The sequence below is a fragment of the Rhodococcus sp. 66b genome, assembly GCF_002076325.1.
Classification (GTDB): Bacteria; Actinomycetota; Actinomycetes; order Mycobacteriales; family Mycobacteriaceae; genus Rhodococcus_F; species Rhodococcus_F erythropolis.
This window is the reverse complement of record NZ_MUZB01000006.1, coordinates 292,466-315,360: the sequence shown is the minus strand read 5'-3', so window position 1 is coordinate 315,360 and position 22,895 is coordinate 292,466. Positions and strand designations below refer to the sequence as shown.

Below are 22,895 nucleotides of genomic sequence, written 5' to 3'. Positions count from 1 at the left end.
AATTTCAGGCGGAGTAGCCGTTGGTCCCGGCCCGCGCCATGACGACCTTCGGAACGACCGCTCGAGACGAGAGCTTGAGCAGACCGTCCACCAACTCCACGATGTCGTCGACCTTGATCATGGTGTCCGGTGTGATCCGATCGTGTGTCCACGCCGACATGTCGGTGTCGACGTAACCGGGAGCGATGGCCGTCGCACTGACGCCGTTTCCGGATTCCTCGGCGTTGAGTGCCTCGACCATCGAAATCAGCGCAGCTTTGGTGGCTCCGTAGACGGCCAGGCCGCTCTCGGCATACACACCGGCCATCGAGGCGAGAGCGATCACCTTCGCTCCGCCGACTAGGTCCGCGTCCGCCGCTGTACGCAGGAGCGGCAGCGACGCTTGCAATAGTGCGAACGGTGTCCGGAGATTGACGGCAACGGTCTTGTCGAAACGGCGCATCGGGTAGTCAGCCACTCGCCCACTGGTTCCCACTCCGGCATTGAGGACGAGGGCTCGCATGGAGCCGAATCGCTCGCCGTGCGTGGCTACGAGTGCTGCGGCGAAGCTCTCGTCCGCCATGTCGCCGGCCGAGACGACGACGTCCGGCGATCCGGCGCGCGTAAGTTCTTCGGCGACAACGGCGAGCCGTTCAGCATCACGCGCCGTGATGGTCAGCCCGTACCCTTGCGAAGCCAAGCGTGTTGCGATGCCGAGCCCGATTCCCTTGGAGGCGCCGGTGACCAGTGCTGATCGAGTCATTCGAATTTCCCTTGCAGCGCGTTGAGTCCGGCCGAGATCAGTTCCGGCACAGAAGATCCAGCCTTGTCGAATCCCCCGCCGACGGTGGCTCCTGCTCGGAATCGGTGATCGATGCCCTGCGCCACGACGGCGAGTTTGAAGAACCCGAGCGCCATGTAGAAGTTCCAATGCGCCAGTTCACGACCCGAAACGGACGAATACCGTTGCGCCAGATCGACAACGGACGGTAGCGACGGGCTCGTCCACGCGGCAGGCTCACCCAGAACCAGATCCAGCGCGGGATGCCGATAGACGCACATCATCGCGATGTCCGCCAGCGGATCTCCCAGCGTCGACAGTTCCCAGTCCACCACTGCGGCAACCTTGGTGACGTCGTTCGCCGCGAGAATCGTGTTGTCGATCCGGTAGTCGCCGTGCACGATCGACGAAGCCGATTCAGCCGGAATCAATTCCGCGAGGCTCGACGCCAACCTGTCCACATCGGCCGAGTCCTCGGTCTTGACGCGTGACCATTGACCGGCCCACAACTTCACCTGGCGGGCTACGTAACCGTCGGGTCGGCCGAGTTCGCCGAGACCCACTGCGTTGTAGTCGACGTCGTGCAGGGCAGCGAGAACACGCACCAACTCGTCGGTGCACTGCGTGACCAGCTCTGCCGGAACAGCTTCCAACTCGGTTTTGGTCCGGATCACTTGACCGGTGACGAACTCGACCACCGTGAACGACGCACCCATCACCGAGGCGTCCTCGCACAGCACGACGGTCGGCGCGACCGGCACGGCAGTGTTCTGCAACGCCGAGGTGATTCGGAACTCGCGCGCAACGTCGTGCGCCGAAGGCGTCAGGCCGGCCGTGGGTGGACGACGCAGAATCCACTTCGAGTTGTCGTCGAAGATTCCGTAGGTGAGATTGGATTTGCCGCCTGAAATCAGTTCGGCTCGCAACTCACCGCTCACCTCGACGCCTGCGGCTTGCAGATACTTGTGGAGCGCCGCGAGATCGAGTCCTGGGAAGTCCGTCACTTCGACTCCTCCCGAGCAGCGCGCTTTGCGGCGCCGACAACACGTTTCGCAATTGCCCAGCGATGAACCTCGGACGGACCGTCGTAAACGCGGAAGGGACGCACTTCGCGGGACAACCGTGCCAGCGGCAGATCGCCGGACACGCCTATTCCGCCACACATCTGAATGGAGCGGTCGACGATCCGGAAGATCGCCTCGGCCGCGTAGGTCTTGGCGATGGACGTCGCGTTGCTCGCGTGCCCGCCCTGATCGAGTTCGAAGCAGGCCTGCACCAGAAGTGCGCGACTGGCTGCGATGTCGATCTCGTTGTCGGCGACCATCTTCTGGATCATTCCGAGATCACCGAGTCTCGAGCCGAAGCCTTCTCGTTCGGCAACCCTGGCCACGGCGACGTCGTGGCCGCGGCGTGCTGCACCGAGCCAGCGCATCACGTGCGTCATGCGGGCGGGACCGAGACGAACCTGCGCGTAGGCGAATCCCTGATCGACCTCACCGAGAACGGCCTCGTCGGGAACGAAGAGATCCTCGAACGTGACCTCGCAGTGCCCGCCGATCATGGCCTTGTCGAGGGTGTCGATGTGTCGACCCACGATGAGACCCGCTGTGTCCGTCGGCGTCAGGAACATGGTCGCTCCGCCGCGCTGCCCGGGCTCGCCGGAGGTGCGCGCCATGATGATGAAGAATCCGGCGCCGTCGGCGCCGGTGATGAACCATTTCTTACCGTTGATCTTCCAGCCACCGGGGACTTTCTCGGCGCGGGTGTTCAAAGCCGAGGGATCGGATCCCGCTCCCGGCGCGGGTTCGGTCATGGCGAATGCCGACCGCATGTCCCCGCTTGCGAGCGGCGCGAGGAACTGCTGCTTCTGTGCTTCGTTCGCGACGTGGGCCAGCATGTGAACATTGCCCTCGTCCGGCGCAGCGATGTTGAGCGCCGTCGGCCCGAAGAGCGAGTAGCCGGCTTCCTCGAAAACAGGCGCGCGATCACTCATGTTGAGTCCGTGGCCGCCGTACTCGATCGGTGCATGCGGTGCGAAGACACCGGCTTCTTTTGCTGCCGCCTGCATCTCGATGCGGATGGCATCGCCACCCGCGACGGCGATGTCACCGGCGTGTTCGTCTTCGATGGGGAGCACTACGTTGCGCGTGAAGTCGCGCGTCTTCTCGATCAGCGCCACCACCTCGGGCGCGTACGTCAGATCGATTGCCACCAGCCACCTCCGAAAGAACATCCCGACCGAGCGATCGCTCGGTAACAGCACTCTCGCACATGCCGATGCGCCGGGTCAACAATCTTCGAGCATCGCCTCGCCCTGATCGAGCCGGCCGGCAACCACCATGTCGCGGTACAGATCGTCCTTGTCCATGAGCTCGTCATGGTTGCCGATGTTGCGGATCCGACCGTCTTCCATGACCACGATCCAGTCGGCGTCACGCACCGTTGAGAGCCGGTGAGCGATAGTCACCACGGCCCCGGTACGTGCACGTTCGTTGATCGCGTCGACAATCGCGGCTTCGGTGAGTGTGTCGACCTGGGCAGTGGCTTCGTCGAGCAGAAGCAAAGCACTCGGTCGCAGAACTGCGCGTGCCATCGCGATCCGCTGACGTTGGCCGCCCGACAGCGAGGTGGCCGTCAGAGCGGTGTCGAGTCCGTTCGGCAGGGCCTCGATCGCGTCGTCGAGCCGGAGCAGGCGCAGAACGGCCTGGACTTCTTCGTCCGTCGCGTCGGGATGGCTGAAGACGACGTTCTCCCGAATCGTTCCGGGCACCACCGGTGTCTCTTGCTCCACGTACGCGAGACTCTCGCGCACAGCGCGGTGATCGAGCGCGTCGTAACCGACTCCATGCAGGAGAACCTCACCCGATCGCGGTTCGACGAATCGCAGCACAGTCGAGAGCAAGGTCGTCTTTCCGGCACCCGACGGGCCGACGATGGCCATGTGCCCACGCGTCGGAATGACCAGCGAGACATCGCGCAACGCCGGCTGGCTCGACCCGTGGTAACTCACGGTGACGTCGCGCAACTCGATCAGCGGCGCGGCAGCATTTGTTTTCGCGACCACGTCCACGACCTCGTCGTACTGCTCGGTGGGCAACGACTGCATCTCGCGAATCCGGATAGCTGCCGCGATTCCCGACTGAACGGAAGTCACGTTCTGCGCCAGCTCCGACACCGGCCCCATCAGGGTGAAAGCGTAGAGCAGAAACGCGATGAGCGTCGAGACTGCCATTTCGCCGCCGGCGACTCGCCAGGCGCCGAAGCCCAGGATGGCAATGATCGATCCCTGAATGGCGGTCCACGCGACAGTCCACGCGGTTGCCGACACTCGAACCGCCGTGATCGCATGCTTTTTCGCATCGGACGCATTGGTCGTCACCAGAGCGCCGACGCGATCCTCGGCGAGGGAAACCTTGACCGTCCGGATCGCACGCAAGCCACCCTCGAGTACGCCGCCGAGCTGACCGAGCGATTCCTGGGTTCGCGCTTCGGCTGCGGAAATCCGAGGCATCAGAACGGCAAAGAGTATGGAGGCGAACACGATTGCCACCATGGTGACACCCAACAACGGCAGATCCAGAACGCCCATCAGAACAATCGTTCCGATGGTCAACGCGGCTGCGTTCAGAATATTCACCGCGGCCGACGACGCCGCCTCCCGCAGCAGCAAGGTGTCCGACGTGACCCGGGTGACCAATTCACCCACGGATCGCGATTGCAGCGAAGGTACGGTCGCCGCCAGGAATCGCCTCACCAGCGAAGACCTGGCGTCGAAGACAACCTTCTCGGCGGCGGTTCCGAGAACGATCCACTGAGCACAACCGAGCACAGCACCGACGATCAGAAGGACGACGAGCGTGAGGATCGGTCCCTTCAGTGACGCACCGGTATCGAGGGTGTCGAGAACCCACTTGGTGACCATCGGCGTTGCCAGCGTCGCCGCCGAGCCGCACAGCGCCAGTACCAACCCGAGGAGGAGCGACGGCAGATGCGGTCGAGCGAACTCCGAGAGGACGCGGAGATTGCTCCATTTCGGTGCGGGCTGAGAAGCGTCGGATTCAAGCATGAATTTATGGAACACGAATGTTCCATAAAGGGCAAGAGAAATTCCGATTCGGAAACACTGGATACCGAAACCGGACACGGCTACGCTTCGAATTCGTGACAACGATCCACAGCGCACCAGAACAAAGCGCGACCCGCGAGCGCACACGGAAGGCCATCCTCGATGCTGCCGTTTCGGTGTTCGCATCCAAGCCTGCTGCGACCCTCAGCGAGATCGCTTCGGCCGCGAAGGTGGGCCGGACCACTTTGCACCGCTACTTTCCCGAACGGTCCGACCTGGTCGACGCAGTCGCGGCCGAGGCCACTCGCGCCGTCGGTGAGGCCGCAGCAGCGGCGCGACTCGGTGAGGGCACCGGAGCCGAGGCACTGGTTCGCCTCTGCCACGAATACTTCGAACTGGCCGACCTTTTGACGGTCCTGTTCTTCACTCCCGGCGTCTATCAAGAAGATTCGTTTGCCGAGTCCGCGTCGAACGACGACGGAGTCACCGACGCCATCGAACGCGGACACTCCGACGGGTCCATCGACCCCGACATGGGTTCGGACTGGGTGCAGAACCTACTGTGGTCACTGCTTTACACGTCGATGGACTACGTGAACCGCGGTTCCGGGACTCGACTACAAGCCTTGGATCTGACGGTTCGCAGCCTCCGTCGCGGAATCGCCCCCGATCCCGCGGTCTAGGTTGTCGGCTGCTTGAACAGCGGCACGCCGCTTGGCCACACCTAATTTGCGGTAAATCGAGCGAATGTGAGTCTTCACAGTGGGATAGGCGATGCCGAGGTGCGCAGCGATCTCGTCTGCAGTCATCGTGGTGCGCAGAAAAGTGAGAATCTCGTTCTCGCGTTCGGTCAGGACTCCGGCGAGCTGGGCAGAGAGCCGGCTCCGTTTTTCCAGAATCGTGCGCAGGAGGTCCTGGTGTCTCGACCCCTGTATTGCGTGCGCGTTCAAGAGATCGACAATTACCGGATCGCCGCTGAGAAAGGGGGCGAGGATCTGCTCCGGGATTGCCTCAGCCAGCGCACGATCCAGCTGCTCGTGCGCCTGCGGCCCACGCCCTGCGACGGAGCTCAGCGCTGCAGAGGTGACAAGTGTGCTCACCAGCGCATATCGCGGCAGCGCGGCCGAACTTGCCAACCGAAGCGCCTGCGCCGACGGTTCCGGATCCCCCAAGACTCGATAGAGCTCGGCGAGCAGCGCGTGAGCGACCGCAGCACCTGTTCTGGTCAGCGTGGGCTTCGCGATGCGGCGCGCTTGCTCGTCCTGCCCCTGAGCGTGGGCGAGCCAGGCCGTGGTGACGCGCCGCAGCGTATCCCAAGGAATGCCGTGCTTGTCCGCAGTGCTCACGCCTCGCAGCAGCCGAGCGGCGTTGTGGTACCGGTCTTTCCGGTTCAGAGCGATCAGGCTCATCACCAGGTACAGACGGGCGAGCGCCTCGAAGTTGGTTCCGGGACTGCCCTCCACAATTATCGAGTCGAACTGAGCGATCGCTTCCTCGAAGTCGCCACGCCAATAGGCGATGCACCCTCGATTCGACTGTGGGAGTCCACCTTCGAAGCGTTCCCAGTCGGATGCAACCTCTCGGGCAGGAAGGCCGTCGAGGATCTGTTCGGCTTCGGTGAACACTCCCGCGTGGGTGAGTGCAAAAGCCAAATTGGATTGCGCGAGACGCAACGTCTCCGCACGCGACTGCAACCGCGCTTCATCGCCGGCGGAGCGAAGTAGCGCGATGGCGCGAGGTAGATCACGACGAAGCCTGATCTCGGTCCACCCGAGGAGGAAAAGTGCGGACGGGTAATCGTCCTCGGCCTCGCACTGGGCGAGCGCGTGACGCGCGCGATCGGCGATGACGGCCTTGGTCGAGGTGTCCGGAGCGAGCAGTAGGTCGGTGAAACAGACGACAAAATCGTCGGACGCGACCCGTAGACCCTGCCCGCGTAGAAACTCCGCGCCGTACGGATCGCCGCTGAGGTCGCGGCAGCACGCCCGTATCAGCAGGATGTGTGGATCGTGCGGATCGGGATGCGCAAGGCAGAGTTGCTCGAGTTCCCTGGTATGAGATTCGAGAATCAGACGGAGCCAATTCTTCCGCAGGACGCGTCGAGCCTGCTCCGCCTCACCGGAGGCAAGTGCGTCACGCACGGCTTCGATCATGTGTCGAAGATACTCGAGACGTTCGACGGCCGTGGAAATCCCGTCTCATCCGCTTCGGATGAGACAGCGATCGAAGCATGCGGAAACCGGTGAGAATTGCCGGAATCAACTGAAAAGCGCGAGTCGGCGGAATGCCGATGCGCAGGCCTGACACGAACGGACAAGACACATGAGTTTCTGGGAAAGCCTCGGCTGGATGCTGTGGGCGACCGTCTTCGTCGGATATCTTTTCGCGCTGTTCGCGATCGTCGCCGACCTGTTCCGCGACCACAAGCTGAGCGGCTGGTTGAAAGCTGTTTGGATATTTTTCCTGCTCTTCCTACCCATCCTCACCGCGCTCGTCTATCTCGTCGCCCGCGGCGATGGGATGACGGAACGCAGCAACAAGGCCGCACGCGAGGCCGAGAGCGCGGCCGAATCGTATATCCGCGAAGTCGCAGGAAAGAGTCCCAGCGAGGAAATCGCCACAGCTGCAGCACTCCTCGAAGCCGGATCGATCAGCGAGGAAGAGTTTGCCGCACTCAAGCTGAAGGTGCTCTCGTGAGTGCCGCGCGTTTCGGCCCCGTCGACTTCTACCTTCTCGGTCTGCCGGGGCAGAGCCTCGACCCCGCCGCGTTCTCCGCGCTCACCGACATCACGGATACCGGCCTGGTACGACTCCTCGATCTGATCGTCATCTCCAAGTCCGACGACGGTGAACTCACCCTCGTCGAGGTCGAGGAATTGCCGAACGGCTTCGAGATCAACGTCGAAATGCTCGGCGCGTCCGGTCTGCTCGGGCATGAAGACATCACCGAACTCGCGGAGGCGATTCCCGCCGGCGCTTCAGCGCTGCTGGTCGCGCTCGAGCTGGTCTATCAGCGCGAACTCGCCGCCCGGACCGCCGAGTCCGGCGCGGTGTTACTGGGTTACGAGCGGATACCCGCACCCGTCGTCAATGCCCTCGTGGACACGATCATCCCGAAATTGGAGGTCTGACATGCCGTACATCCCGAGACGAGGACGCCCTGGACTGCTGGGCCTCGCCGCCCGCACCGCGGTCGTGACCGGTACCGCGACCGCCGTCAGCGACGGTATGGCCACCCGCCGGCAAAGGAGAGCTCAGGCCGACTACGAGCAGGCGCAGTACGAATTCGCCCAGCAGCAGGCCGTACTCCCCACACCCGCACCCCCGGTCGATCTCGTCGCCGAGTTGCAGAAACTCGGCGATCTCAAATCACAAGGCCTACTGAGCGACGCCGAGTTCCAAGCCGCGAAAGCACGACTGCTGGGCTGATTCACCCCGACGGGCCATGGATTACCGCGCCCGCTTCCGTACCCCGACACCGATTGGAATCCGCTATGTCCACGATCGCCGTCAACGTCCTGAACTTCAATCGGGCAGAATCCGATCTCATGTTCGCTCGCCTGGCCGCGGGCGTCGGCCTGGGCACGTGGAACCACACTCGCGAGCTCGGGTCACTCGACAACCAGCCGATCATCCGCCAGAACCGCGACACCCTGTACAGCAGCGCGATCATCGACGTGCGCGAAAACGTCACGATCACGGTGCCCGATACCGGCAAGCGCTACATCTCCGTCTGGGTGGTCAGTCAAGATCATTTCGGTCCCGTCATCCTGCGCGATCCGGGAGAGCACCTGCTCACACGCGAATTGGTCGGGACCGACTACGCCGCACTGATCGTGCGCATCCTCGTCGATCCGAACAGCCCCGAAGACGTCGCCGAGGTGAACCGGTTGCAGGACGCCCTCACCATCGACGGCGGCGGAACGGGCGAGTTCCCGTTGCCCGACTACGACGAACAGTCGCAGACCGAGACCCGCGACGCGCTCCTCGCACTCGCGCGTGGCATCACCACCTACGACCATTCATTCGGCACCGCGACGGAAGTCGACCCGATCAGGCACCTGCTCGGTACCGCATCCGGCTGGGGTGGCCTTCCCGAGTACGAGGCCACTTACGTCAACTTCGACGAACGTCTCCCGGTCGGGGAATACCGTCTCCGCCTGAACGTTGTTCCCGTGGAAGCGTTCTGGTCGGTCTCGCTGTACAACGCAGCCGGATACTTCGAAGAGAACGCCTTGGGCGTCAACAGCATCAACAGCCTCACAGCCACCCCCGACTCCGACGGCAGCACCACCATCCGGTTCGGCGTCAATCTCGACGGCGTCGCGAACGCACTGCCCATCATGCCGGGCTGGAACTACGTACTGCGCCTGTACCGCCCCCGCCCCGACGTGCTCGACGGCACCTGGACGGCACCTCGTCCCGAGGCCCTCCAGCAAAGCGTTCCCCACGCACACACCACTCTCGGGTGACTCGACCTGATCACGGAGGTACAAGCCATGCGTCTGTTATTTCAGCTCATTTCGCAATGTGTACTCGGCGCGATCGCGCTGATCGTCGTGCATTTCGCTCTTCCCGGGGTCAGCCTGAGCGTGAACGGTTTCTTGGCCGCTATCGGTGTATTCACCCTCGCCCACATGATTCTCGGCCCATTCGTGCTCAGCGTGGCACTGCACTGTGCGGCTCCGCTCGCGGGCGGTGTCGGCTTGGTCGCCACGCTGCTCGCGCTCTGGGTTGCGACCCTGGTCCCCGACGGTATTGAGATCAGCGGCGTCGGGTCCTGGATCCTCGCCCCGATCATCGTGTGGGTGATCACGGCGTTGGGAGGGTGGATCTTCATGGCTCTCGTCATCGACAAGTGGATCAAGAGACGCAATGCCGAAAAGCTCGTGCGCAGTGTGCAGAAGGCATGAATGATCAGTTCGGAAACGGAACCCACAAGGAGTCAGCCATGCCAACTCACCCGCTCGATCGTCGCGTTCTCCTGAAGACCGCTCCGAACTTCCGGGATCTCGGTGGCATTCCCGTTGCTGATGGCACCGTCCGCGCCGGCGCGCTCTACCGTTCGGCGACGCTCGCGAAACTCGACGGCGACGACGTCGCCGCGGTCGCCGACTTGGACGTCCGGACGGTCTACGACCTGAGGACCGCTGCCGAGCGCGACGGCGCACTCGACAATCTCCCTGACTCGACGCGGACGGTCTGGCTCGACGTTCTCGCCGACAATGCCCAAAACGCCGCGGCCACCGGACTACTCATGACGGACCCGGTCGCGTACGCCGAGACCATCAGCGATGGACGTGGGATCGCACAGATGGAGGAAGCGAACCGCAACTTCGTCAGCCTGCCGTCCGCCCTCGACGCCTACCGCGCGTTCTATCTCGACCTCATCGACGAAACAAGAACCGGTGCAGCACTTTTCCACTGCACCACCGGCAAAGATCGCACCGGGTGGGCCGCGACCTCTTTCTTGCTCCTCCTCGGCGCCGACGAAGCCGATGTACGCGCCGACTACCTGGAGACGAACACCGATCTGGCGCCCATGACGGAACCGATCCTCGACTTCGCCGCAAGCAAAGGCGTTGACGGAGAACTGCTCCGGCCGCTCCTCGGAGTCCGTGACAGCTACTTCGACGCCGCGCTCGACGAAATGCGCACGCGCTTCGGCACAGTCGAGGACTACGCAATCAACGGACTCAAGCTCACCGCAGAACAAATCACCACGCTCCGCGAGCGGTTCACATCGCGATCGGGCTTCGTCAGCGCGACGTGATCGGAGCTCTTGCCGGGCAGGAATCCGTGCTCTCGTCATGCTTCTTCGGTCGATTGTCCACCCGGGTGACCACGACGACGGCGACGATGCCCACCGCCAAGCCGAGAGCGGTGAACGGAGTGAAGGATTCTCCGAACATCAGTGCGCCCAGACCGCGGTGACGGGGGCGATCAAGAACATCAAGGTGTTGACGGACGTGATGCCGATGCGGCGGAGCAACAACCAGTACAGCCCGTATCCGCCGAAGGTGGACAACACGATCAACCAGAGCAATGCGATCCAGAATGTGCTGACACTCGGCGGTACGGCAGCACCCGAGACGATCGCCAGAGTTGTGAAAACTATTGCGCTGGTTGAGCAGTGGATGGCCAAAGCCTGCAGTGGCGGCGTGGACGTGGGAGCGCGTTGCTGAACGAAGGTGGATGCAACGAGGCTGAGCATTCCCAGGAACGGAATCGCGTACGCCCACCACGGGGCCGATGTACCGGCCCCGGCGTCGGCTGCCGTGACCATCGCGACGCCGGCCAGTCCGATCGCTAAACCGATCCACTGCATCCGCGGGACTGCGACACCGAGGACCGGGCCGAGCAGCGCGGCTGCCACCAGCGGCTGAATACCGTCGATCAGCGCTGTGGTTCCGGTGTTCACGCCGAGATCGACTGCCCAGTACACAGACAACAGGTAGCCGCTCTGGGAGAGTATTCCGATCACCACCTGCCTGCCGACAGCCCGCGGTGTCGGCATCGCGTTCCGGCACCGGGCGGACAGCCAGACAATCGGGACCAGTACCGCCGCAAGCGGGAGAAAACGCCACATCAGCAGCGTGGAGACCTCGGCACTGCCGGCGCCGAGTTTGGCTCCGATGAATCCCGAACTCCAGCATGCGACGAACAGGACCGACAAGGTAGCCGTCACGGCAGATCTCGAGGTCACGATCCGAGGTATACCGATCTGTTTACTCATGGAGTCGACTATACAGATCGGTATACTTTTGTCCATGGCAGACGAATCCGTACCCGACTTGACTCCGAAAGCACGTCGCATTCTGGAGTCGGCGTCGAAGCTGTTCTACGAAAAGGGAATTCACGCCGTAGGCGTGGATACCGTCGCACTGGACGCCGGGGTCACGAAGAAGACTCTGTACGAGCGGTTCGGCTCGAAAGACGGCCTCGTCGTGGAATATCTGAAGGATCGAGATCGGCGGTGGCGAGCCTTTCGCGACAAGAAGCTCGCATCAGCCGGACACAGCCGCGCCGAGCAGTTGAGTGCGGCATTCGACGCTTCCGCCTCCTGGTCCAAGGCGAGCGGAGGCAAAGGTTGCAGCATGGTCAACGCTCACGCCGAGTTCAGCGATCGGTCACATCCGGTGTTCGCTGTCATCGCCGAACAGAAGCAGGAAATGTTGGACGTCTTTCGGCGCATTCTGGCGACGGACGGGGAAGCCGACGAACGTCTCGTCGAGGCAATCATGCTGCTTCACGAAGGCGCCCTCGTCGCAGACGGTATCGGTATCGGCACCGACCCCTTCGACGTCGGCCGGGATGCGGCCCTCGAAATGCTGAAGCATTCCGGGTGATCCACCCCTCTCCACACATTCCAGAAGACCCTTCGACAGAGTCCACACCTGAAATCGAGATCATTCCTCATAGGCGCCACAAACTGACCGTCAACCATCGCCTCGCCCGACGAATACAGGAAACCCGCACATCACCGCGCACGGAGGTCGGGGTTCCTGTCGACAATCTCATGCAAGGCATCGGTTATCGCCCGCACGCGGGCCAATCTGATCAGCTCGCGCGGGACAACGAGCCAATACGACCTCCGAATTACGAACTCGTCACGCAGCACCGGCACGAGGTCATCGTCGGTCGCGCCGATGTACGTCGGCAAGGGCGCGATTCCCACACCGTGCCTGACTGCCTCGTAGTGACCAGCGATGTTATTGGTCTGGATCTGCGCTCGCCCGGTGGGCAGTATCCGGTCGAGGATACGCAGAGGTTCGACATCCAAGAACGCGTCCACATACCAGACGAGCGTGTGATGACGTAGGTCGTCCACCGACGAGATCGACTCGTGCGTCTCCAGATACCGACGCGAGGCGTAAAGCCGCAAGTTGTAGTCCGCAAGTTTGCTGACGACCACAGATCGGGGAGAGGGACGCTCCAATGTGACGGCGACGTCGAAGTCACGCCCGGTCAACACATCGTGGGTAGTCGAAGTCAGCACTTCGGTGTACAAATCCGGGTGCCGGGCACGTACAGAGCGCAGGCCCGGAACCAATACGAAGGCACCGAAGCCGTCTGGGGTCAGGATCCGGACCGTCCCGTTGAGGCTCGGCGACGCCGAGGCGGTCGTCTCACCGAGCGCAGAAAGTAGCGTCGACTCGATACTCTCCGCGTAGGGAACCAATCGCCTGCCCGCCTCGGTCAGCTGCCAGCCCGAGACGCCGCGATCGAAAAGCCTTGCTCCCATGTCTTTTTCAAGCCTAGAGATTCTCCTGGAGACCGTGGTCTGATCGACCCCCAGTCGCTTCGACGTATCCGAAATACGCCCCGTGCGTGACAGTTCCAGCAGAAAGCGCAGGTTGTCAGAAGTGAACATCGCCATTCCCGTTCTTGGCTGCAATTTTGCATTGAGTACTGCGATCTTACTTGTTGACGACGGCAATTCTGCGGCACAGACTCGAATCAACCCCAGCCTCAGGAGTGAATAGTCATGACTGTCATCGCACATTGGATCGACAACAAGATCGCCCCCGGTTCGAGCGGAAACTCCGCTCCGGTCACGAACCCTGCGACCGGCGCCGTCACTGGCAGTGTCGCGCTCGCCAGCGTGCAAGACGCACGCGCCGTTATCGACGCAGCTGCTGCTGCGTTTCCCGATTGGCGCGACAGTTCGCTCGCCAAGCGCACCGCAATCCTCTTCGCGTTCCGCGAACTGCTCAATGACCGCAAGCACGAACTCGCAGAGATAATCACCGCCGAGCACGGCAAAGTCCTCTCCGACGCACTCGGCGAGGTGTCAAGAGGCCAGGAGGTCGTCGAATTCGCTTGTGGCATCGCGCACCTGCTCAAGGGCGGTATGACCGAGAATGCCTCGACGAACGTCGACGTCACCTCGATCCGTCAACCGCTCGGCCCGGTCGCGATAATCTCGCCGTTCAATTTCCCCGCGATGGTCCCGATGTGGTTCTTCCCCATCGCGATCGCCACCGGAAACACGGTAGTACTCAAGCCGTCCGAAAAAGTTCCATCTGCTTCGCTGTGGATCGCGGCGCTCTGGGCCGAGGCAGGACTTCCAGCGGGCGTGTTCAACGTCCTGCAAGGCGACAAGACAGCTGTCGACGAACTTCTGACCAACCCTGCGATCAAGGCCGTTTCGTTTGTCGGTTCAACCCCCATCGCCCAGTACGTGTACAGCACCGGCACCAGCCACGGAAAGCGCGTTCAGGCTCTCGGAGGAGCGAAGAACCACGCGATCGTCTTGCCTGACGCAGACCTCGATCTGGCCGCCGACGCAATGGTCAACGCCGGATTCGGCTCGGCCGGCGAGCGCTGCATGGCGATCTCGGCACTGGTCGCCGTCGGCGACATCGCCGATGAACTCGTTGGCAAGATCGCCGAGCGAACCCGCACCCTGAAAACCGGTGACGGCACGAAGAACTCAGACATGGGTCCTCTGGTGACCAAGGCCCACCGCGACAAGGTCGCCTCCTACGTCGACGCCGGTGAGGCGGCCGGCGCGACGCTCGTCGTCGATGGCAGGCACGTGCAGGCGAACGGTGGTGAGGGCGGATTCTGGCTCGGCCCGACCCTGATCGACCACGTCACCACCGACATGAGCATCTACACAGACGAAATCTTCGGCCCTGTGCTCTCGGTCGTGCGAGTGAACTCCTACGACGAAGCACTCGACCTGGTGAATTCGAGTGCATTCGGGAATGGCACCGCGATCTTCACCAATGACGGTGGCGCAGCACGTCGCTTCCAGAACGAGATCGAGGTCGGCATGGTCGGGATCAACGTCCCCATTCCCGTCCCCATGGCCTACTACAGCTTTGGCGGTTGGAAGAACAGCCTGTTCGGCGACACGCACGCTCACGGTACCGAAGGAGTCCACTTCTTCACCCGTGGGAAGGTCGTCACTACCCGCTGGCTCGATCCCAGCCACGGCGGCATCAACCTCGGCTTCCCCGAAAACAACTGAGTTCTTGTCCCGTCCGAATACGACGGGCCGGGAAATACATTCACAACATTCGAAGGGATCGGCATGGTTGCCAACATTTCATTTCCCCGGTTCTTGAAACTTGGTCCTGGGTCCGTCGAGAGTCTCGGCGAAGTGCTGACGGATCTGAACATCGAGCGTCCGCTTCTTGTCACCGACGCGTTCATGGTCAGCAATGGTTCTGCCGATCGATTGCTGAAGATCGTTGCAGCAGCAGGAAAGAAGGCCGCACTCTTCTCCGAGACGGTTCCCGACCCCACTACCGATTCTCTACAGGCTGGTCTCGACGCTCTGACCGCCCACGATGCCGACTCGATCATCGGCTTCGGCGGCGGCAGCCCGATGGACACGGCAAAAGCACTTGCCGTCTTGTTCAAGCAGGGCGGCGTCATGCGCGATTTCAAAGCCCCTCGGGTGTACGCGGGGCCGGCGCTTCCGATCATCGCCATCCCGACGACGGCAGGAAGTGGCTCGGAAGCAACACAATTCACGATCATCACGGATGTTGCCACCGACGAGAAGATGCTATGCCCTGGGCTTTCTTTTCTTCCGATCGCCTCGATCGTCGATTCCGACCTCACGATGTCGATGCCGCCGAGACTGACGGCCGACACAGGTGTCGACGCACTCACACACGCGATCGAGGCCTACGTCAGTAAGAAGGCAAACCCCATCTCGGACGGGCTCGCACTGTCTGCGATGAAGACAATCGGGGCGTACCTCTTGCGCGCGTACCGTGACGGCTCAGATCGAGAAGCACGTGAACAGATGATGCATGCTTCCACTCAGGCGGGTATGGCATTCTCCAATGCGAGCGTGTGCCTGGTACACGGGATGAGTCGTCCGATCGGCGCACATTTCCATGTGGCGCATGGACTTTCCAATGCAATGCTACTTCCGGCGATCACCGCGTTCTCCATACCCGGGGCGCGTGATCGATACGCCGATTGCGCCAGGCAGCTGGGCGCGGCCGATCGCCGCGATTCAGACGAGGCGGCCTCGCACAAGCTGGTCGACTTCATCGATACTTTGTGCGTCGACGTAGAGGTACCCAGTCCGCGCACATTCGGCATCGACGAGTCCCGCTGGGAGGAGCTCATTCCACTGATGGCGGAACAGGCCTTGGCGTCGGGTTCTCCGTCGAACAACCCGGTGGTGCCCAGCGCACAGGAAATCGTCGAACTGTACCGGAGAGTCTATCGATCCTGACCACTTCGGCCCGGTCAGCATGGTCTCGTTCAGACTGTGCTGACCGGGCCTGTCGAGTTTCGGACGATCAGCTTGGTTTTGAAGATTTTCTGCCTCCGCTTGGCGCCGTCGATATTGTCGAGCAGCATGGAAGCTGCGGCGCGCCCCTTCTCCACCAGCGGTTGACGCACAGTGGTCAGATCCATGAGTTCGGCGATTGGCGCATCGTCGAATCCGACAACCGAAACAACCTCAGGTACTGAGATATTCATGCCACGAAGCACGCTCAAGGCAGCGACGGCAAAGACATCTGATGTCGTGGCTATTGCGGTCGGATTCAGTATCTCGACCATCGAGCGAACAGCACGGACGCCGCTGTCACGATCGATACCTGAAGCCTCGTAAACCTCAATCGAGATACCGGCATCTCCCCGTGCAGTTGCAGCATCGAAGTACCCGAGGATCCGATCTCGCTGGACCCGCTCCGAAGAGTGTTCGACAACTGCCTTGGAGATCGGCCCGTCGGTGCCACCGATGTTCAAACGTTCGCAGACCACACCGATTCTTCGGTGCCCGAGATCCAAGAGATGGGCCATCTGCTTGAATCCCGCAGCGCGATCATCGATTCCGATGAATGGCAAGCCGCAGTCCGCGGGTGAATCGATCGCAACTGCCGGCGTTCCTGAGTGAATCAGGGCCGCAATGATCGGGTGGGTAGGAGTCACATTGTGCAGGACTACTCCGTCGACCAAACCTCTGACCGCGGGAGAATTGAATCCTTCTTCCCTACTGGAGACCAACGGCAACAAAGTGAGGGCAACGTCGGCGAGTTCGTTGACTTCGACTACCCCCTTCATCAACAGCATGGTCGACGGGTCTTCCAGTGCGTGCCCCAACGACTCCATCACCATGATGCCAACCGCTCCAACTCGGCCGGAGCGCAGGCTACTGCCGACGATGTTCGGCCCGGCGTAGGACAGAGACTGAGCGACTGCGTAGATGTGATCGCGCTGCGATGCAGAAACTTTCGGAGAGTTACTGAACGCGTATGAGACAGCGGCTTGGGAGACGCCTGCTGCCCGCGCCACGTCCTTCATCGTAACCACTGAAGCGACTCCCCTTGCTCCGGACGAATCATCCGCCGTAACCCTTGACGATCTCACGAATTCTATCGTGGTCTCGTTTCAACCGAGTGTTGGCTTCGGTTGACCTGTCGTCACAGTAGATGGTGTTCACACATTCGCCCACACCGGACTGCATGGGTCCAAGCTCTACGAAAGCCCCCGAAGAGCTCGACACGGTATGGCACATCGTCTTTCCGCCCCGACATCGCCGTGTCGATCTCGCCACAGAGGTTGCATCGAGCTCGCACGGCCAGCGGCACAGACGGCTTGGGCATAGGCAACGACGAACCGATATGGCGACACGTGACACAGACGTACCCCACTTCTTCCTCCATACGGTGACTAGCCATGTTCGTCGCCCCACTCCTGCCGTTGCCTCGATAGTTTCAAAGATGTTTCTGCACTGAAGGTCCCGCGAATGTACGAACGATGACGTCCGTGAGAGGTACTGTCGGCAGCGGCGATTACCCCGACCGAACACTTCGGGAAACGGTAGGCGCGACACCGTGGTTTGCGATACTTCCGCCTGTCGCGCCACATCTCAACCTTCACCTTGTTTCACCACCACAGACACGAGTGAATCGTATCACCGGGTGATACGATTCACTCAACTCTTCTACGAAGAGAATCAACGAAATGCTCTACCCGAAGTTGCCCTTCGTGCTCGGCCGCACGAAATGGGCACAGCTTGTCATCTTCGCACTTCTCGGAGCTTGCCAAGCCTCTTGGGTGACAGTGACACCCGACGTCAAGAATGCACTCGAGCTCACCACCAGCGGACTCGGTTTCGTCATCTTGGGACTGCCCGGTGGTTCCCTGTGCGGATTGCTGGCAACAGGCCGTCTCATTGCCGCGCGCGGAGCTAGCAGGGCGATCAGTATAGGTTTAGCCACGGCAGGAACCGCCGTCCCCCTCATCGAAGCCGGAACGCTAGTTCCTTCCGGAACGTCGCGACGAACTGATCGCCGAACCCTCCAGCAGCTCAAGACCTTTGACTGCCAACAGCAAGCGCTGCCGTGTTTCCGGGGCATCAAGGGATTTTCCGAGAATCGTGGAGATCCGCTCCAACCTGTTGTACAGAGTTCTGCGCTGCACGTAGAGTTTGTCCGCCGCTTCAGTCTTGCGCCCGTCGACGCTGAGAAACGCACGCAGTGTCGGCAGCAGCGGACTGGCCGAGTGCGCATCCTTCGTCAACAACGGACCCAATTCGTCTTCGACGAAGCTCGCCAGTTCCGGGCCCTGCGCCAGGGTCACCAAAATCCGCTCGACCCCCAGTTCGTCGAAGTGAAGGACACCACCAGAAGCTCGGGCGACCGCCGCAGCACTGCGCGCTTGAGTGAGCGCGACAGCAACCATGTCACGTGAAATAGCGCGGCTCACACCGACACCCGCTCCGACGAAACCGACAAGATCCTCGATCTCCGGCGGACGGCCACTCACTTCCGGCGCCACCGTGACGATGTAATCACCCATGTCGGCACTGATCGCATTGGGACTGCTCCTGCGCTTGGGCCGGATTCCACCAGAATCGTCACGAGTATTCTTGTTGGCCACGAACACTCGCATCAGGCCAGATCCGAGCCGATACCCCAGACGACTGGCCTGCTTCACGAACTCATCGCCGGAAATTTCTCCCAGCAGCAAGTGTGTCATCAAAGCGGTACTGCGCTGATCGTCACGCGCCTCGCGGCTACGATCGGTGAGAAGCGAGATCGCGATCGCTGCTGCTGCCCGCTCCGCCGCGAATTCAGCCGAGAACGGCGCGGTCGGCGATTGTCCCTGGAGCACGTGGATCCACCCCCACGGTTGACCACGCATGACGACGGGCCTTCGGACACAATCAGTTTCATTGTCGTGCGATACTCTGGCGTGACGATTCCACTCGTCGTCATCGAATTCGACACCGTCCACTGAAAAATAGACCGTCACCCGGTGCGCGATGTTTTCCAGAACCACCGTGCTGTCGGTGAGCGCCGCCAGAGTCTCCACTATTCCGAGATGGTCTGCGCCGTCGAGCAGCAATCCCGAGAATGTTGCTTCGACCTCACGCTCACGAGTCAGGCTCCGAAGTCGCATTTCGGTCAGAATTTCGTGCACCTGGGCGGAGACTCCGGCGAACGACACTTCGTGGGTCAACGCGATCACCGGAAGCAGCATTTGTTGGGCTTCCTGTACAACAGCTTCAGGAACTCGATCGAACATGCGACCGGATTCTTCGATCACCAGAGCTGCCGCACCCGCTCGAGAAACCGCCTTCACGTAAGCACGCTGCTCGGCTTCTGTTTCCCCTATACCGAGGCCCGCCGTCAGCAACAATTCGCCGCCGCTGAGAAATCGTGCGATATCGGGGATCTCGGACGAGTGAACCCATCGGACTTCGCGTTGATCCAGATCCGTTCCGTTGGTGAGTACGTGAGGACCGGCCGCGCGGATCAGTGAGAGTTCCAGAGCGTCCGCAACCGTGAAAGACATGTCAAAGACACTACACAAAACGTGTCGCTCAGCCGAGATATCTTTCCCGCCTTGCGTCTAGCTGTGAATGCAGTCACAGGACAGTATTTCTACAACCCCAGGGCTTCACCGGGGGGCGCCAAACAGAGTTGAGACACATGGCGAACCCGCTTCCTACCTGTCCGAAGATTTGTTTCAGCGCCCATATAGACCCGGCCCACCGTCCGAGTAATCGCTACCGGTTCACGAACCGAACGCGAACTGCATGGCACCGATCCAAATCTCGACACGCACAACGCCGTGCCGCCGGGTGACCTGATTTCGCTCTTTCGACCGAACACCGACACACCCTTTCGAGGAGTCCTCAATGCCCCTGACCGAAGACCAGCAGAAACGGCCGCCAAGCGCGCGAATCTCTGTCGATGACATCGGCCGTTCCACTCGTTCCGCGGCACCCCAGCCGCCCCACGCATCCTCGCAGGAATGGCTACCTGTTCTGCTCAAACGCATTCTGCCAAGCACACCGTCGCAGGTCGTTCAGCGGGTGATGCTGACTGTACTGGCCGCATCGGTGGTGATTCTGTGCATCGCCAACCCGATCTTTCGGCAGTCGGACAACCTGCTGAACGTGCTGCAACAGGCGGCGATGGTCGGAATCATTGCCGGCGGTATGCAGCTGATGATTATCTCAGGTGGCTTCGATCTCTCGGTCGGAATCGTGGCAGCGGCAGCCGGATGCGCGGCAGCGTACGTCAGTCTCCAGCACGGTATAGCCATCGGAATTCTCGTCGGATTGGTCGCCGGTCTACTCGCCGGCTTCGTGAACGGCATCCTCGTAGCCAAGATCGGCATCAACCCATTTGTGGCCACGTTCGGTACACAAGCCGTCGTCACCGGACTGCTGTACGCCGCAACCGGCGCCACCCCGATCGCTCCTCTTCCTTCCGGATGGACCGATCTTGGCTTGAGGAACATCGCTGGAATCTCCTTTGCCAGTCTCACATTCGTCGTGGTCATCCTGATTCTGTTGTTCGTCTTACGATGCACGCTCTTCGGCCAGCACATCTACGCCGTCGGGAGCAACAAGGAAGGCTCGCGTCGTGCCGGAATCCATGTCGATCGGGTTCTGATTGCCGTCTATGCGATCGGCGGACTGTGCGCTGCCATCGCAGGAATTCTTCTCGTCTCGATCTCGGGAATCGGGAGTCCGGCAACAGGTACACAGTGGGCACTTCTCGCCATCGCCGCCGTCATCATCGGCGGCACACCACTCACTGGCGGAGTCGGCGGCATCAGCTCCGCGGTGATCGGCATCCTGTCGCTCACCGTCCTCACAAACGCACTGAACCTGTACAGCGTTTCCGCTTACTGGCAGCCGGCGCTGACGGGTACGGCCGTTCTGCTCGCAGTCGGCTTCGAAGCGTTCCGCAGCGCCCGCAAACGCTGATACGTCCGATTCCACTCGCAGCCAACCACATTCCAGGAGTGACAACATATGACCGTAAGAAGAACGTCCCGAACGATCAAAACCGCATTTGCCCTTTGCCTGGCCGCGTTCGTCGCCGTCGCACTCACGGCCTGCGGAACCGCACCTTCCTCGGGTGCGAACAAGACGCTGGGCTTCGTGGTGTACGACGTCGGCGTCGACCCGTGGATGAACGTAGCCATCTCGACTGTGCAAGAAGAAGCTGAAGCTGCGGGATACAAGCTCAGTGTTGTCAACGGGCACAACGACATCGCTCAGATGAGTAGCGGAATGGACCAGCTGGTCACGCAGAAGGTCGACGCAATTCTCCTCGCCCCCAGCGACCAGGACAGCATGACTCCGTCAATCAAACGAGCCGAAGCAGCAGGAATCCCGGTCATCGCATTCTCCCTGGCGCTGTCAGAAGACGCCCCGGTCTCCTCGTTCGTCGGGACCGACGACGTTCAGGTCGGACGCGAGCAGGCGAAGATGGTCGCAGGAGCAATTGGCAATCGGGGCAACGTCGCCTTGATGACCGGCATCCTCGGCAGTGGGCCGCAGATCGGTCGGTCGGAAGGGTTCCGTGCCGAACTGCAGGAGAACTTCCCCGACGTCAAACTCGTCGAAGAGCAGCCGAACAACTGGGCGAACGACAAGACCATCAGCCTGACCCAGGACTGGCTCGCGAAGTATCCGGCAGGGCAGATCAACGCCGTCGTCGCGCAAGGACCCGAATTGGCTGCGGGCGCCCGCCTGGCCAAGTCGATGGGCCGAAGCGAAATCGTCTTCGTTGGCAACGACTATCCGGAAGAGATGCGCGAGAGCATCCTCGCGGGAGACACGTACGGAACCATCAACGGCGATCCCAAGGAGATGGCGCGAGAAGCTGTCGCCGCCATGCTGACCTTGCTGGACGGTGGCACGGTGCAACCCAAGATCTTCGTCCCGATCCCGCCCGTAACATCCGCCAATGTCGCCGACTCTCCCGCAGCGTACTGATTCGAGACGACCCCCCAGATCGGAACCACCTCAATGAGTACTATCACCAACACCACCGAGCCTCTTCTCCAGACTACGAACCTCTCCAAGTTCTACGGCGGCGTCAAAGCTTTGCAAGGCGCCTCCATCAGCGTCGGACACGGTGAGCACATCGCCATCATGGGCGACAACGGCGCAGGCAAGTCCACCTTCGTCAAGATCCTTTCCGGCGCGCAACCGTCGAGTGATGGCACCATCCGATTCGACGGTGCGGACTGTGAGTTCCAAAGCCCAATCGATGCACGCGAAGCCGGGATCGAAACCGTCTATCAGGATCTTTCACTCGCAGATGACCTCGACGTCCTGACCAACCTGTTCCTCGGGCGTGAAGAGAAGCTGATCAACCTGGGCGGCTTGAGCGTGCTCAACAGACGCAAGATGGCCAAGCGTGCAACCGAATTGCTCACGGAGATCGGAGTGAACGTGCCCGAGGTACACCGGACCGTTCGGGGTCTTTCCGGTGGCCAGCGCCAGGGTATTGCCATCGCCCGCGCATCCGGTTGGGGATCAAAGCTCATCATCATGGACGAACCCACAGCGGCATTGGGCCTGCAGGAGACCGCCCACGTCCACGACATCATCAAACGCCTCAAACAACGCGGAGTCGCGGTCATCATCGTCAGCCACAACATGCAACAGGTGCTGGAACTGACCGACCGGGTGTACGTTTTCCGGCGAGGCCAGGTCGTCGGGTGCCGAAACACCAAGGAAACCACCGCCGACGAGATCGTCTCGATGATCACCGGCGCCCGACCAGCAGAAGCCGTCACGTAAGCAGCTGTAGCTGCAAGCAGATCGACGTACAG

Annotated in this window: 21 protein-coding genes and 1 pseudogene; 13 read left to right on the top strand and 9 right to left on the bottom strand. The window is 61.5% G+C overall.

The features are described from left to right. Positions 1–4: 4 nt before the first annotated feature. The 4 genes from B0E55_RS13945 to B0E55_RS13930 form a co-directional block, all read right to left on the bottom strand. Complete coding sequence (locus B0E55_RS13945; protein WP_080909902.1) at positions 5–742, bottom strand: SDR family NAD(P)-dependent oxidoreductase; 738 nt, start codon at positions 740–742, stop codon at positions 5–7. Continuing rightward, positions 739–1,764 (bottom strand): phosphotransferase family protein, encoded by a 1,026-nt coding sequence (locus B0E55_RS13940; protein ID WP_021345641.1) that lies wholly within the window; start codon positions 1,762–1,764, stop codon positions 739–741. The genes B0E55_RS13945 and B0E55_RS13940 overlap by 4 nt, the downstream gene beginning before the upstream one ends. Next, the gene (locus tag B0E55_RS13935; RefSeq protein WP_080909941.1) at positions 1,761–2,972 is read right to left on the bottom strand and encodes an acyl-CoA dehydrogenase family protein; all 1,212 of its coding nucleotides are present in this window, start codon (positions 2,970–2,972) and stop codon (positions 1,761–1,763) included. The genes B0E55_RS13940 and B0E55_RS13935 overlap by 4 nt, the downstream gene beginning before the upstream one ends. A 75-nt stretch (positions 2,973–3,047) precedes the next feature. After that, positions 3,048–4,826 (bottom strand): ABC transporter ATP-binding protein, encoded by a 1,779-nt coding sequence (locus B0E55_RS13930; RefSeq protein ID WP_080909940.1) that lies wholly within the window; start codon positions 4,824–4,826, stop codon positions 3,048–3,050. A gap of 95 nt (positions 4,827–4,921) precedes the next feature. Here B0E55_RS13930 and B0E55_RS13925 point away from each other — a divergent pair, with 95 nt between their 5' ends. Continuing rightward, positions 4,922–5,509, top strand: coding sequence for a TetR/AcrR family transcriptional regulator (locus B0E55_RS13925; RefSeq protein WP_019745447.1), 588 nt, complete (start codon positions 4,922–4,924; stop codon positions 5,507–5,509). Here the strand turns inward: B0E55_RS13925 and B0E55_RS13920 are convergent. Further along, positions 5,444–6,979, bottom strand: coding sequence for a LuxR C-terminal-related transcriptional regulator (locus B0E55_RS13920; protein ID WP_080909901.1), 1,536 nt, complete (start codon positions 6,977–6,979; stop codon positions 5,444–5,446). The two genes, B0E55_RS13925 and B0E55_RS13920, sit on opposite strands and share 66 nt — an antisense overlap. Positions 6,980–7,148: 169 nt before the next feature. On the opposite strand from B0E55_RS13920, the gene B0E55_RS13915 reads away from it, so the two are divergent. The 6 genes from B0E55_RS13915 (at position 7,149) to B0E55_RS13890 (ending at position 10,599) form a co-directional block, all read left to right on the top strand. Then, entirely contained in the window at positions 7,149–7,523 is a 375-nt protein-coding gene (locus B0E55_RS13915; protein ID WP_019745450.1) for a PLDc N-terminal domain-containing protein, read from the top strand. Next, positions 7,520–7,957: a DUF6325 family protein gene (locus B0E55_RS13910; RefSeq protein ID WP_029256345.1), complete on the top strand. Its 438-nt coding sequence runs from the start codon at positions 7,520–7,522 to the stop codon at positions 7,955–7,957. Before B0E55_RS13915 ends, B0E55_RS13910 begins: the two co-directional genes overlap by 4 nt. A gap of 1 nt (position 7,958) precedes the next feature. After that, entirely contained in the window at positions 7,959–8,255 is a 297-nt protein-coding gene (locus tag B0E55_RS13905) for an SHOCT domain-containing protein (RefSeq protein ID WP_019745452.1), read from the top strand. Between the two features lie 65 nt (positions 8,256–8,320). Continuing rightward, the gene (locus tag B0E55_RS13900) at positions 8,321–9,298 is read left to right on the top strand and encodes a DUF1214 domain-containing protein (RefSeq protein ID WP_029537077.1); all 978 of its coding nucleotides are present in this window, start codon (positions 8,321–8,323) and stop codon (positions 9,296–9,298) included. A 27-nt stretch (positions 9,299–9,325) separates the two neighbouring features. Beyond that, positions 9,326–9,739: a phage holin family protein gene (locus tag B0E55_RS13895; protein WP_080909900.1), complete on the top strand. Its 414-nt coding sequence runs from the start codon at positions 9,326–9,328 to the stop codon at positions 9,737–9,739. A gap of 38 nt (positions 9,740–9,777) precedes the next feature. After that, the gene (locus tag B0E55_RS13890) at positions 9,778–10,599 is read left to right on the top strand and encodes a tyrosine-protein phosphatase (protein WP_047888321.1); all 822 of its coding nucleotides are present in this window, start codon (positions 9,778–9,780) and stop codon (positions 10,597–10,599) included. Here B0E55_RS13890 and B0E55_RS13885 read toward each other — a convergent pair. Next, positions 10,586–11,514: pseudogene (locus tag B0E55_RS13885) on the bottom strand (DMT family transporter). The gene B0E55_RS13890 and the pseudogene B0E55_RS13885 sit on opposite strands and share 14 nt — an antisense overlap. A gap of 82 nt (positions 11,515–11,596) precedes the next feature. Between B0E55_RS13885 and B0E55_RS13880 the strand changes: the two are divergent. Next, on the top strand, positions 11,597–12,175 hold the full coding sequence (locus B0E55_RS13880; RefSeq protein WP_080909939.1) for a TetR/AcrR family transcriptional regulator: 579 nt from the start codon (positions 11,597–11,599) through the stop codon (positions 12,173–12,175). A gap of 131 nt (positions 12,176–12,306) precedes the next feature. Here B0E55_RS13880 and B0E55_RS13875 read toward each other — a convergent pair whose 3' ends face one another. Further along, positions 12,307–13,200: a LysR family transcriptional regulator gene (locus B0E55_RS13875; RefSeq protein ID WP_058037608.1), complete on the bottom strand. Its 894-nt coding sequence runs from the start codon at positions 13,198–13,200 to the stop codon at positions 12,307–12,309. Between the two features lie 114 nt (positions 13,201–13,314). Here B0E55_RS13875 and B0E55_RS13870 point away from each other — a divergent pair, with 114 nt between their 5' ends. Together B0E55_RS13870 and B0E55_RS13865 are read left to right on the top strand one after the other, a co-directional pair. Beyond that, positions 13,315–14,805 carry a CoA-acylating methylmalonate-semialdehyde dehydrogenase gene (locus tag B0E55_RS13870; protein ID WP_021331897.1) on the top strand — a complete coding sequence of 497 codons (1,491 nt, stop codon included), beginning with the start codon at positions 13,315–13,317 and terminating at the stop codon, positions 14,803–14,805. A gap of 63 nt (positions 14,806–14,868) precedes the next feature. Continuing rightward, positions 14,869–16,032 (top strand): iron-containing alcohol dehydrogenase, encoded by a 1,164-nt coding sequence (locus B0E55_RS13865; RefSeq protein WP_021331896.1) that lies wholly within the window; start codon positions 14,869–14,871, stop codon positions 16,030–16,032. Positions 16,033–16,061: 29 nt separating this feature from the next. Here the strand turns inward: B0E55_RS13865 and B0E55_RS13860 are convergent, their stop codons facing one another. Both B0E55_RS13860 and B0E55_RS13855 read right to left on the bottom strand, forming a co-directional pair. Continuing rightward, positions 16,062–17,108, bottom strand: coding sequence for a LacI family DNA-binding transcriptional regulator (locus B0E55_RS13860; RefSeq protein ID WP_019745461.1), 1,047 nt, complete (start codon positions 17,106–17,108; stop codon positions 16,062–16,064). Positions 17,109–18,065: 957 nt separating this feature from the next. Beyond that, entirely contained in the window at positions 18,066–19,607 is a 1,542-nt protein-coding gene (locus tag B0E55_RS13855; protein WP_019745463.1) for a PucR family transcriptional regulator, read from the bottom strand. Between the two features lie 346 nt (positions 19,608–19,953). On the opposite strand from B0E55_RS13855, the gene B0E55_RS13850 reads away from it, so the two are divergent. From B0E55_RS13850 to B0E55_RS13840, 3 genes are read left to right on the top strand one after another with little or no spacing between them, the layout of a single operon-like run. After that, positions 19,954–21,033: an ABC transporter permease gene (locus tag B0E55_RS13850; RefSeq protein WP_080909899.1), complete on the top strand. Its 1,080-nt coding sequence runs from the start codon at positions 19,954–19,956 to the stop codon at positions 21,031–21,033. A gap of 48 nt (positions 21,034–21,081) precedes the next feature. Continuing rightward, complete coding sequence (locus tag B0E55_RS13845) at positions 21,082–22,050, top strand: sugar ABC transporter substrate-binding protein (protein ID WP_080909898.1); 969 nt, start codon at positions 21,082–21,084, stop codon at positions 22,048–22,050. Positions 22,051–22,083: 33 nt separating this feature from the next. Then, positions 22,084–22,863, top strand: a complete 780-nt coding sequence (locus B0E55_RS13840; RefSeq protein WP_019745466.1) for an ATP-binding cassette domain-containing protein — start codon at positions 22,084–22,086, stop codon at positions 22,861–22,863. Positions 22,864–22,895 lie beyond the last annotated feature (32 nt).

Excerpts from the sequence above, each read along its gene's own strand:
- B0E55_RS13900 (WP_029537077.1), top strand. The coding sequence starts at position 8,321 with ATGTCCACGATCGCCGTCAACGTCCTGAACTTCAATCGGGCAGAATCC.
- B0E55_RS13845 (WP_080909898.1), top strand. The coding sequence starts at position 21,082 with ATGACCGTAAGAAGAACGTCCCGAACGATCAAAACCGCATTTGCCCTT.
- B0E55_RS13840 (WP_019745466.1), top strand. The coding sequence starts at position 22,084 with ATGAGTACTATCACCAACACCACCGAGCCTCTTCTCCAGACTACGAAC.
- B0E55_RS13890 (WP_047888321.1), top strand. The coding sequence starts at position 9,778 with ATGCCAACTCACCCGCTCGATCGTCGCGTTCTCCTGAAGACCGCTCCG.
- B0E55_RS13865 (WP_021331896.1), top strand. The coding sequence starts at position 14,869 with ATGGTTGCCAACATTTCATTTCCCCGGTTCTTGAAACTTGGTCCTGGG.
- B0E55_RS13930 (WP_080909940.1), bottom strand. The coding sequence starts at position 4,826 with ATGCTTGAATCCGACGCTTCTCAGCCCGCACCGAAATGGAGCAATCTC.
- B0E55_RS13915 (WP_019745450.1), top strand. The coding sequence starts at position 7,149 with ATGAGTTTCTGGGAAAGCCTCGGCTGGATGCTGTGGGCGACCGTCTTC.
- B0E55_RS13870 (WP_021331897.1), top strand. The coding sequence starts at position 13,315 with ATGACTGTCATCGCACATTGGATCGACAACAAGATCGCCCCCGGTTCG.
- B0E55_RS13860 (WP_019745461.1), bottom strand. The coding sequence starts at position 17,108 with ATGAAGGACGTGGCGCGGGCAGCAGGCGTCTCCCAAGCCGCTGTCTCA.
- B0E55_RS13945 (WP_080909902.1), bottom strand. The coding sequence starts at position 742 with ATGACTCGATCAGCACTGGTCACCGGCGCCTCCAAGGGAATCGGGCTC.
- B0E55_RS13895 (WP_080909900.1), top strand. The coding sequence starts at position 9,326 with ATGCGTCTGTTATTTCAGCTCATTTCGCAATGTGTACTCGGCGCGATC.
- B0E55_RS13850 (WP_080909899.1), top strand. The coding sequence starts at position 19,954 with ATGCCCCTGACCGAAGACCAGCAGAAACGGCCGCCAAGCGCGCGAATC.
- B0E55_RS13880 (WP_080909939.1), top strand. The coding sequence starts at position 11,597 with ATGGCAGACGAATCCGTACCCGACTTGACTCCGAAAGCACGTCGCATT.
- B0E55_RS13855 (WP_019745463.1), bottom strand. The coding sequence starts at position 19,607 with ATGTCTTTCACGGTTGCGGACGCTCTGGAACTCTCACTGATCCGCGCG.
- B0E55_RS13920 (WP_080909901.1), bottom strand. The coding sequence starts at position 6,979 with ATGATCGAAGCCGTGCGTGACGCACTTGCCTCCGGTGAGGCGGAGCAG.
- B0E55_RS13875 (WP_058037608.1), bottom strand. The coding sequence starts at position 13,200 with ATGTTCACTTCTGACAACCTGCGCTTTCTGCTGGAACTGTCACGCACG.
- B0E55_RS13905 (WP_019745452.1), top strand. The coding sequence starts at position 7,959 with ATGCCGTACATCCCGAGACGAGGACGCCCTGGACTGCTGGGCCTCGCC.